Annotated in this window: 11 protein-coding genes; 6 read left to right on the top strand and 5 right to left on the bottom strand. The window is 60.7% G+C overall.

What is annotated here, in order from left to right:
* The first annotated feature begins 527 nt into the window (after positions 1 to 527).
* A complete protein-coding gene (locus H1Y01_RS06320) occupies positions 528 to 707 on the top strand; it encodes a hypothetical protein (protein ID WP_180539583.1) in 180 nt (59 codons plus the stop codon).
* Between the two features lie 243 nt (positions 708 to 950).
* Positions 951 to 1,763 carry a FliA/WhiG family RNA polymerase sigma factor gene (locus H1Y01_RS06315; protein ID WP_180539581.1) on the top strand — a complete coding sequence of 271 codons (813 nt, stop codon included), beginning with the start codon at positions 951 to 953 and terminating at the stop codon, positions 1,761 to 1,763.
* 184 nt (positions 1,764 to 1,947) lie between these two features.
* On the opposite strand, the gene H1Y01_RS06310 is transcribed toward H1Y01_RS06315, so the two are convergent.
* From H1Y01_RS06310 to H1Y01_RS06290, 5 genes are read right to left on the bottom strand one after another with little or no spacing between them, the layout of a single operon-like run.
* Positions 1,948 to 2,742 (bottom strand): SDR family NAD(P)-dependent oxidoreductase, encoded by a 795-nt coding sequence (locus H1Y01_RS06310; RefSeq protein ID WP_180539579.1) that lies wholly within the window; start codon positions 2,740 to 2,742, stop codon positions 1,948 to 1,950.
* Entirely contained in the window at positions 2,743 to 3,147 is a 405-nt protein-coding gene (locus H1Y01_RS06305; RefSeq protein WP_180539587.1) for a CoA-binding protein, read from the bottom strand.
* A complete protein-coding gene (locus tag H1Y01_RS06300) occupies positions 3,134 to 3,928 on the bottom strand; it encodes a pseudouridine synthase (protein WP_180539577.1) in 795 nt (264 codons plus the stop codon). The genes H1Y01_RS06305 and H1Y01_RS06300 overlap by 14 nt, the downstream gene beginning before the upstream one ends.
* Before the next feature lie 2 nt (positions 3,929 to 3,930).
* Entirely contained in the window at positions 3,931 to 4,797 is an 867-nt protein-coding gene (gene scpB, locus H1Y01_RS06295; protein WP_219341324.1) for an SMC-Scp complex subunit ScpB, read from the bottom strand.
* Positions 4,794 to 5,579, bottom strand: a complete 786-nt coding sequence (locus tag H1Y01_RS06290) for a segregation and condensation protein A (protein WP_219341323.1) — start codon at positions 5,577 to 5,579, stop codon at positions 4,794 to 4,796. Before H1Y01_RS06290 ends, scpB begins: the two co-directional genes overlap by 4 nt.
* 427 nt (positions 5,580 to 6,006) lie before the next feature.
* On the opposite strand from H1Y01_RS06290, the gene H1Y01_RS06285 reads away from it, so the two are divergent.
* The 4 genes from H1Y01_RS06285 to H1Y01_RS06270 all read left to right on the top strand — a co-directional run bounded on the left by H1Y01_RS06285 (position 6,007) and on the right by H1Y01_RS06270 (position 9,913).
* Complete coding sequence (locus tag H1Y01_RS06285) at positions 6,007 to 7,032, top strand: VWA domain-containing protein (RefSeq protein WP_180539574.1); 1,026 nt, start codon at positions 6,007 to 6,009, stop codon at positions 7,030 to 7,032.
* Between the two features lie 51 nt (positions 7,033 to 7,083).
* Positions 7,084 to 7,950, top strand: coding sequence for a S24 family peptidase (locus H1Y01_RS06280; protein WP_180539572.1), 867 nt, complete (start codon positions 7,084 to 7,086; stop codon positions 7,948 to 7,950).
* 63 nt (positions 7,951 to 8,013) lie between these two features.
* Complete coding sequence (locus tag H1Y01_RS06275; protein ID WP_180539570.1) at positions 8,014 to 9,072, top strand: A/G-specific adenine glycosylase; 1,059 nt, start codon at positions 8,014 to 8,016, stop codon at positions 9,070 to 9,072.
* A gap of 31 nt (positions 9,073 to 9,103) precedes the next feature.
* A complete protein-coding gene (locus H1Y01_RS06270) occupies positions 9,104 to 9,913 on the top strand; it encodes an IPT/TIG domain-containing protein (RefSeq protein ID WP_180539569.1) in 810 nt (269 codons plus the stop codon).
* Positions 9,914 to 10,125: the final 212 nt, after the last annotated feature.

Below are 10,125 nucleotides of genomic sequence, written 5' to 3'. Positions count from 1 at the left end.
TGGCGGTCGTTTGCCATCCTGCAGCCGACCCCCACAATTGGGCTTGGTCCCCATGGCAGTATTGATCTTTACTGGGATAGACCATCTTGGAGACTGCTCGTCAACGTACCCACGGACGGGGAGAGATTCGCGACGTTTTATTGGGACGACCGCAACGAACAAAAGACGAGAGGCAGCTTTGATCCTCGGAAGTTTCCTGACAGCGTTGCCGCATGTCTGATGAGATAACCTGGCCTGCGGAAGATATTCCGGACGAAAGTGCTGTCTTGATGCGGGCGCATCGGGTTTTTTTAAGGAACGGGGTTCTTCAACCCGGTGTCTTCAGAAACCGGAAGGGTGCAATGTCGGTTGGACTGGGAAAGGTACTCGTCGCCGGAAGACAGCCGGGGCAGAGGCCGAACTCCCGAATCCACTTATTGGACCTCGACGCGATTGTCCTGAGGCTTCCGGATTCAAGACCTTGAGGCCAGCGGCTCGCGGCCGTTCGCGTCAACGAGCCTCCCAATACGAATGCGTCCCCTTGCTCGATGCTCCAATGCTCCGCCGAAAACAACATGTACGGTAACTTCAAAGTCGCGCTGATCGCTTATACCGCTCTGGCGCTCATAGCCGGGTTCGCGTTGGACGGCAAGATCCGGCTCTTTGTCTGGATTCTGCTCGGCGGGCTTGCAATTAAGACCTGGGCCGCGCACAAAGCCGGCTGGTAACTGCGGCTTGCATGCCGTTCCGAAACGTCCGATTCAGATCGGGATATTTCCGCGTTTCGAACCGAGATTCACCCGACTTCTCATAGCCCAACCGAACCATGGAGTAAGTACTCTAACTAAGCGGAAGTAAGGCACTTAGTCTCGCTGCCGTTTGCGCCGGCGATGTGGTCCGACTCATGCATTCCTCAAGGTATTCCGGAAGTCTTTCGGAGCACCTAAAACAAGCCCAACGAGGAACTGACAATGCCAGCAGCCGAACTGTGTCCGATCGCCGAAACCAAGAAAAGTACAGACAAAAAAGCGGCTGGAAGTGTCTCCCCGCTTGGACGTGTCTCGAGGGAGCAGCGCGACGCCACGGTTCTGGAGCACCTGTCATTGGTGCGGGCGATCGCCATTCGTGTTCACGAGACGCTTCCGGTTCACATCGATCTCGACGATATGATCCACGCCGGAGTGCTCGGGTTATTCGATGCGGCGGAGCGATACGACGGACGCCAGGATGTCGCGTTCAAGAGTTTCGCGAAGCATCGCATCCGGGGCGCGATCCTGGATAGCTTACGCCAGCTCGATTGGGCCTCACGCGATTTGCGCCGCCGTCATAAACAGGTCGAACGGATCACACGCGACCTATCGGTCGATCTGTCGCGCACTCCTTCCGAAGCCGAAATCGCGGAGAAGATGGGCGTCAATGTCGAGCGCTGGAGGCAGATGGCGCTCGAGCTGAGGATGATGGGCCTGATCTCCAGTTCGTCGGTGCAGCACGACGGGGAAGACAAACCCGCGCCCGAATTTCCCGCGACGCCGGAGCTGCAACCGGATCGCGTTTATCAACGCCGCGCCATGGGTTCCGCGCTCGAGCAGGCCATGCAGACGCTGCCGGTCCGCTACCGCAAAGTCGTCGCCCTTTACTATTCGCGCGAGATGACGATGAAAGAGATCGGCACGGTGCTGGGGATCAATGAGAGCCGCGTCTCGCAAATCCACAAGGTCGCGCTCGAAAAAATGGGCAAGGCGCTGCAATCGGCCGGCATTCACTCCAGCGCGGCGCTGGTTTAAAGGAACGGCTTACAGGAATGCGTGGAGAGATGGCGATGACACGACATACCAGTTTGCGAGCGCGTAGTCGTTCGATCTTGCGTACCGGGCGCGCGGCGGACGCGGGTCTGTTTCTGAAAACCTGGCTGCTTGCGGCAGCGCGCCGCGAAGGAGTGCGAGCGCGGCTACGGCGGCTTCGCTCCCGCTAGCTCTTCCGCTGCCGTCGGGACGCTCCGCGAATGCCTATGCTGCGCCGCGCCCGCGCGGGCAGCAGCAAGTAGGCGCGCAGCATCGCTCGATAGCGCCTGCCTGGGATCACGAACAGTTTCCCGGTCTTCAAAGCGTCGAGCGATTCACGCACAACGCGCTCGGCCGAGAGCCACATCCACCCCGGTATCTTGCTCGCGTCCATCTCCAGCGCCTGGTGAAATTCGGTTCGGGTATAACCGGGGCAAAGCGCCTGCACTTTCACGTGCGACTTCGCGAGTTCCAGCTCCAGCGAAAGCCCTTCGGTGAAGCGATTCATCCAGGTCTTCGTGGCTGAGTAACTGATCGATCCCGGGCCGGTGACGAAACCCGCCACCGAAGAGACGTTGATGATCGCGCCTTGATCGCGTTTCACCATCGATTGGAGCGCCGCATGGCACAGACGCATGGCCGCCATCACGTGCAGCCGGTGCATTTTCTCCTGGCTCTCGAGCGAGTTCTTCCAGAAGTACCCGAGCGTTCCGAAACCGGCGTTGTTCACCAGCAGCCCCAGGTTATCGGCGGCGCGCAAACGTCCATCCAGCTGAGCGACGCCGCTCTCGTCCGCAAGATCGCAAGCGAGGATGTCGCAGCGCACATTATGGATGGATGTGATTGTATCGGCGACCTGCTGCAACCGGTCGCCTCGGCGCGCCACGAGTAACAGGTCGTAACCCCGGGCCGCAATCTGACGCGCAAATTCCACGCCCATGCCCGCGGAAGCTCCCGTGATGACAGCCAGATCGCGATCCATTTATGCCGGTCTTGACCGGCGCAGCCGGCCGTGCTCTTTCAAAATGCAACGGTCCATGACCACGGTCAGGCCGGCCGCCCGGGCGCGTTCGGCAGCCTCTTCGTGGACCACGCCTTCCTGCATCCAGATCACGCGCGCGCCCTTTCGAATCGCGGCCTCGACGACTTCCGGCACAAACTCGGGACGCCGGAAGATGTCGACGATGTCCACGGGCTCCGGAACGTCGTCGAGCGTGGCATAGGCTTTCTCGCCGAGCACTTCCGTCTCATTCGGATTCACCGGAATGATTCGATATCCGGCCTGCTGCATATACTCGGAAACGCTGTAGCTCACCCGCATGCGGCTGCTCGACAGCCCGACCACGGCGATTGTCTTGGCCTCGCGTAGAATGCTATCCACGTTCATCGACATCACGTCCATCGACATCACGCCCATCGACATCACGCCCATCGACACTCGCTTTCGGCCGCCGCGGCGTGCGCTCCAGCCGCTGCACTTCCTCCGGCAGCAGATAGCGGAACTCGCCGGGCTTCAGCGATCCCAGCGTCAGCCCGCCGATCCGCACGCGCTTCAGCTTCTCCACCAGGAATCCGAAGTGCCTGAACATCATCCGAATCTGATTCTTGCGGCCCTCAAACAGGCGGACTTCGTACCAGGGATTGTCGGCCGCCCGAATCAGTTTGAGCCCGGCCGCCGCCGTGCGCTGCCCTTCCACGTAGATGCCGTGGCGGAAATCTTCCTCCTGCTCGTGCGCCAGCCGCCCGTTCACCTTTACCAAGTAAGTCTTGGGAACGTGCGACTCTTTGGCCGTCATCTTGTTGGCGAAGTCGCCGTCGTTGGTGAATAGCAGCAGGCCTTCGCTGTGGTAGTCGAGGCGGCCCACCGGATACACCCGTTCCTTGACGCCGCGCAGCAGTTCCGTCACGGTGGGGCGGCCCTGCGGATCGCTCAGCGTAGTTACCGTGTTGATGGGCTTGTACAGCGCGATGTACACCTTCTGCTTCGGCGCGTGGAGCAGCTTGCCGTTTACTTTGATGTGATCCGTATCGAGGTCGGCTTTGGTGCCAAGTTCGGTTACCACCGCGCCGTTGACCGTCACCTGCCCGGCAAGGATGAATTCTTCGGCTTTGCGGCGGGATGCCACGCCGGCCGTCGAAATGATCTTTTGTAAGCGTTCGAGCGCCACGGTCAGGCCTGTTCCGGCTGGGCTTCGGGCTGGGCTTCGGGCTGGGCTTCGGGTTGGGGTTCGTCCGGCGCCGCGGGCGGGCGCTCGAGGGACGGTTCGTCAACGTCGGAAATCGCGAAACGGCCGAGTTCCTCGAACTCCTTGAGCGACGGCAACTCGCCGACATCCTTCAAACCGAATTGGACCAGAAACTCGCGCGTGGTCTTGTAGAGGATCGGTTTGCCGATCACGTTCTTGCGACCCGCGGCGGCGATCAGCTTGCGGTCCAGAAGCGTTTTGAGAACACCGGCGCCCTGCACGCCGCGAATATCCATGATCTCCGGCGCGGTGATGGGCTGCTTGTAGGCGATGACGGCCAAGGTCTCGAGCGCCGGCAGGGAAAGCTTCAGAGGCGGCTTCAGATTGCGCACGAAGGCGCGAACGGCTTCGTGATGCTCCGCCTTGGTAGCCATCTTGTAGCCGCCCGCGATTTCCTGGATGGAGAGACCGCGCTCGGGCCGCGCAAATTCTTCGGTGAGTTCCCCGAGCAGAGCCTTGATGCGGTCGCGCGGCTCGCCGAGCGCAACGGCCATCTGTTCGGCGGTCAGCGGTTCGTCCGTGATGTAGATGATGGCTTCGAGGATGGCGCGCAGTTGCGCGTCGGTCCGGTCGACTACCGGCTCTGCCGGCTCGCCGGCTTCGGGCAGCAACTCCTCCTGAACCGGTTGGGCAGGCGCGTTTTCCGCGGAGGCTTGCTCCGCGAGCACAACACTCGGTTCCAATCCGTCATCCGCCGCGGTAGCTGCGACGAGCGCGGGCTCGGAGTCCGGATCGTACCCCGACTCGGGCTCGCGCGCAGCTGGATCGTTTTCCATTTCTTCCGTAGTCACTTATATTCTTCTTCGATCGGCGCTGCCGCGTCCGCGCGAAACGCCTCTTCAAACGTTGGGCTTCGCAGCAGGGCAATCTCGCCGAACAACTCCTTTTGAGCGATTTCGACGGCCTGCCGTTTGACCAGCTCCAGTACGGCCAAAAAGAGGCAAATCATGGCCCGGCGCGAGCGCTGCCGCTCCAGTACCTGAAGGATAAACAGAGGCTTATCCTGGCGCGTGTGTTCCAGCAGCGACCGCAAATGCAGCAGCATGTCGCTGATGCTGACCTCTTCGGCCGTCACCTCATAAACCGGGCGCGCTTTGACGCGGTCCAGCACCTCTCCGAACGCCTTAATCAGGTCGTAGAGATTGACATCGAGGCCCGGATCGTCATCCGCCGCGACGAATTCCTGAATGCGGGGATTGGACCAGACATTCTCTTCGATGAGCCGCTTTTGGCGGAGCATCTGGGCCGCGTTCTTATAACGTTCGTGCTCCAGCAGCTGCTGGACCAGCGCTTCGCGCGGATCTTCGCCGGCCTCACCCGGCTCTTGCAGCGCGGGATCGGTGGGCAGCAGCATGCGCGACTTGATGTGGATCAAGGTCGCGGCCATGAAGATGAACTCCGCATCGAGATCGATATCGCGCTCGCGCGCGGCGTCCAGATACGCAAGGTATTGGGCGGTAATGTGCGCGATGGGGATGTCGCGGATATCGATTTTCTGGCTCCGGATCAGATCGAGGAGCAGGTCGAGCGGCCCATCGTACTGTTCCAGATGAAACTGGAGCGGCGAGTTCACTGAAGGTTTCAGCGTAACAGAGGGTCAAGGAAAGCGCGCGCAAGGGCGCGACCCCGCGCCGCCGAACCGTAAAGGGACTCGTGAACCACATATGGTCTTCTAAGGAACTCGCGCAAAACGGAGCGCGCCCCGCGCCGCCAAGCTTTCACGAGTTCCTTTAAGGTTTGGCGGCGCGGGATCGCGCCCTTTGCGCTTTTGAGTCGATGCAAATACCGCATTCTGAGCCGCGACGGTGACGGAGCGGTTGCCCATGGGCATCCCGCCTTCTCGCGGCAAAGCATTCGAAAGGTTCTTTCCGGAGCACCAGCTCCGTTACCGTCGCGGCTCAGAATGCTGGGAGGTGTTTTCAGAACAACCCCTGGCGGCGCGGGGCGCGCTCCGTTTTGCGCGGGTTCCTGAAAAGCCGCTACACTGAAAGAACACGCCCATGCTTCGTCGCGTTCTTGCTGCCGGTCTTGCCTTGATTTTCCCGTTTTCGTTGCTGATAAATGAAGCGGGCGCGCAGGAATCTCCACCCATCCGCGTGCGCGTGAACGAAGTCATCGTTCCGGTTACGGTAACCGACGAGAAAGGCCGGTTCGTCACCGATCTCGAAAAGAACGACTTCCATATCACCGACGAAGGCCAGCCGCAGAACATCAGCTACTTCTCGCGCGACCGGAATCAGCCCGTGGTTGTGGGCTTTCTGGTCGATATGTCGAACGGCATGAAGATCCACTGGGACAAATACCGGGAAGCGCTTTCGGACATGGTCCAGAATCTGCTTCCGGGAGACAAAAAATATGCCGGATACCTGATCACCTACGGCAACGTCGCGCAGCTGGAAGTCGACACCTCGAGCGATCCGGAAAAGATGCTGGACAAGATCAGCAAGATGAAACCGGGCGGCGGATCGGCGTTGTTCGATGCGGTTTATGCCTCGTGCCTAAACCGAAAGGTAGTGAACGGCGAGCCTTTCGAACCGCGGCGCATCCTGATCGTGCTGGGCGATGGACACGATACCGCCAGCAAGCACTCGCTGGCCGAAGTGCTCGAAATCGCGCAGCGCAATCTGGTGACGATTTATGGAATGAGCACGATCGCATTCGGGTTCGCGACCGAAGGCGACGACAATCTACGCCGGCTATGCGAAGAAACCGGCGGACGCGTCGAGTATCCGCTCAATAGCCTTTACAAGGATGTCTCGGGCTATCTGTCCAAACCTTCGGATGACGGCAACTACGTGTTCACCGTGGGCGGCGGCGGATATGCCGGTGAAATCTCGAGCGGGATTTATCACGCGATCGCCGATATCGCCGGCGAGATCACCACCCAGTACGTGCTGCGCTACACGCCCGATGCGACAGCGGCCGCCAACGACAAGGTCTTTCATAACATCAAGGTCGCCGTCGATTTGCCCAACGTAAAGATCCGCTTCCGCAAGGGCTACTATCCGGCCCCGGTTGGAGGGTAACCCGGTACCAACACGGGCCAGTATCGGCCCCAACTGGCATACACTAAGCTTATGGCCGGCGTCATAGCGATCAATGCGGGATCGAAAGCCGAATTCCTCGTGCTGTCGCTGGCGCCTCCGCAATCTCCCCAAATCCCGTTCGGCGTTTTGTTGTTCGACCCGCTTTCCGAGTCGCTGCGTTTCAAATTCCGTGAGGATATCGGCGAACTCGGGCTGACGCCGGAAGACGAAGAATACGCGTCGTTCCTCCAGTCCGATTTCGACGCTCGTGCGGCCGCAGTGGGCGCGGCGGAATTCCTGGCGAGTCTGGAGGACTCGCTCAGCGGGTTCGTGCGGATCTCCGAGCGCGAAATGGCTTACGGGCGCAATCCGGGACGCCTGCTGGATCGCTTATTCGAGGCGCACATCGATTCGCGCGTAAAGCCCTTTGTAACGCACCTCCCGTTCTACGGTCTGCGGGCAGCCGCCACCAAGTTCGGCGAGGACATGGAGGTTTCCGAGACCGACGTCGAATGGGTGCGCATGCCTCCGGGGGTTGTAAAGAGCCTGCGTCCCTCGCCCGATCTGTTCGCCGTGCGCGTGGTGGGCCGCTCGATGGAGCCGCTGATTCCCGACGGATCGCTCACCGTCTTCCGGCGCATACCGGCCGGCAGCCGCCAGGGCAAGCGTTTGCTGATCGAGGAATTGGGCGCGACCGATACCAGCGCGCGGTTCACCGTCAAGAAGTACTCGAGCGTGAAACGCGTGAAGTCCGGGGTTGATGGGGATGAGGATGCTGAATGGGAACATGCCGCCATCCGTCTGGAGCCGCTGAACCCCGAGTTTCCGTCATTCGAACTCGATCCGGAGAGCTTCGAAAATCGCTACCGCGTGCTGGGCGAATTCGTTGCGGTGTTGCCGGCTGACGAAGACGACTAATACGTTTGAGGAACTCGCGCAAAACGGAGCGCGAAACCGCGCCCTTTGCGCTTCTAAATTAGAATGATTCGCGACACGGCCGCGTTCCGGCGCGATCTGCTCCGCTGGTATGACCAGAATGCGCGTGATCTTCCCTGGCGCGCGTCGAAAGCTCTCTGGCCCGTGCTCGTATCGGAGTTCATGCTGCAGCAGACGCGCGTCGAGACCGTGATTCCGTACTTCCAACGCTTCATGGCTCGCTTTCCGGACGCTGCCGCGCTGGCGCGGGCGCCCGAGACGGAGGTTCTCGCCGCGTGGAGCGGTCTTGGATACTACTCGCGAGCCCGCAATCTGCGGGAAGCAGCCGCGGCCATTACGGCGCAAAATCCTGAAACCTATGAGCAGGTTCGCGCCCTGCCGGGAGTCGGCGCCTATACCGCGGCGGCGGTGAGCAGCATCGCGCTCGATCTTCCTCACGCCGCCGTCGATGGAAACGTGTTGCGCGTGCTTGCGCGGCTTACGGCGGATGCTTCCGACATCGGCGCGGAATCGACCCGGGCGCGCTTCCGTGATGCCGATCAGCGCCTGCTCGCGCCGCAACGGCCCGGCGATTTCAATCAGGCCATGATGGAACTGGGCGCCACCGTCTGTCTGCCGCGGTCGCCGCATTGCCTCGTCTGCCCGGTCTCGAAGCACTGTCTGGCCCGGCAGACCGGGCGGCAGGATGAGCTTCCCATGAAGCGTCCGAAACCTGCGGTTGCCCGCGCCGAGGCAGAGGTTGCGGTCGTTCGATGCGGCGCTGGTTGGCTGCTCAAACAACGTGCGGCCCGCGAAAGCCGGATGGCAGATTTCTGGGAACTGCCTCACCCGGCCGATGTTCCCGGCGTGGTCCTGTCGCTCTGCGGAAGTTTCCGCCATTCCATTGTGAATACGCGCTTCACGATAGCCGTATATCGAGGCGAACTCGACGTCACCCCGGACGTCACCCCAGACGTCACCCCCGACGGGCTCAAGAGCGCGACGGTCGACGATCTGGAAACGCTGCCGCTGACCACCATCTCCCGAAAAGCGCTGAATCTCGAAAAGCGCGCATCGGCCGCGCGGCCGCGCGGGATACGCCTCCAAGTTGCGAGAGGAGAATAGAAATTTCGAAGCATTCCGGCGATGAGTTAGCGTGAACAGTTACCGCGCTTCCACCCCAATTCTCTCCGCGCTATTAACGGCGGGCGCCGCATGGGCGAGCAGCGTAAACCCGCCCGCATTGACCTACACCTCGGCATCGGTGGTCAACGCTGCATCCTATCTGCCCGGCGCACTCGCACCGAATACCATCGCAACGGTCTTCGGGACGAACCTCTCGTTCGGGACGACCGCGGTCACGGCCGGCACGCTCTATGCCGGCGGACTTCCGCTGTCTCTAGGCGGCGTAACGGTCTACATCGACGGCGGCCAGTGCGGACTTTACTACGTCTCTCCGACCCAGATCAACTTGCTGATCCCCAATCATCTCAACCCTGGCACCCTCAACCTGGTCATCGGCCGCGACGGACTTAGCGGACCGAACGTACCGATTACTCTCGACCTTACCGCGCCTACCTTGTTCGCGGACAACAACGGGAATGCCATCGCCACTCATCTGGACGGCACGCTTCTGACGTCGTCGGCGCCGGCACAGCCCGGCGAGTGGATCGTGATCTACTGCCTCGGTCTTGGCCGCACGATTCCGGACGCGCTGGATTTTATGCCCGCGGTAGCCGCCGCTCCGATGATCGCGGCCAATTTCAAGCAGCTTGTTCTCACCTTGAATGGAGAGCCCGTCGATCCGGCACAGGTAAACTACGCGGGAGCGACACCCGGTGAGTCGGGACTTTATCAGATCAACTTGAAGATACCGGACGCGGCTCCGTCAAATCCCCAGATCGTGGTGTCCATCGGACCTAGCCGGAGCCAGGCCAATGTTCAACTGTTTGTCAACGGAAACTGATGTCGAAAAACCAATTAGCCACAGATGGACACAGATAAACACAGATGGTTTTATCCGTGTTGATCTGAAAACACCTGTCAGCATACTGAGCCGCGACGGTAACGGAGCTGGTGCTCCGGAAAAGAACCTTTCGAATGCTTTTGCCGCGAGAAAGCGGATGCCCAGGTTGTAACCGCTCCGTCACCGTCGCGGCTCAGTATGTGGTATTTTGC

It is taken from the genome of Nevskia soli, from assembly GCF_903970205.1.
Taxonomy (GTDB): domain Bacteria; phylum Acidobacteriota; class Terriglobia; order Bryobacterales; family Bryobacteraceae; genus Bog-113.
Note: the sequence above shows the minus strand (reverse complement) of the source record. Positions and strands in the feature narration are given on the sequence as shown.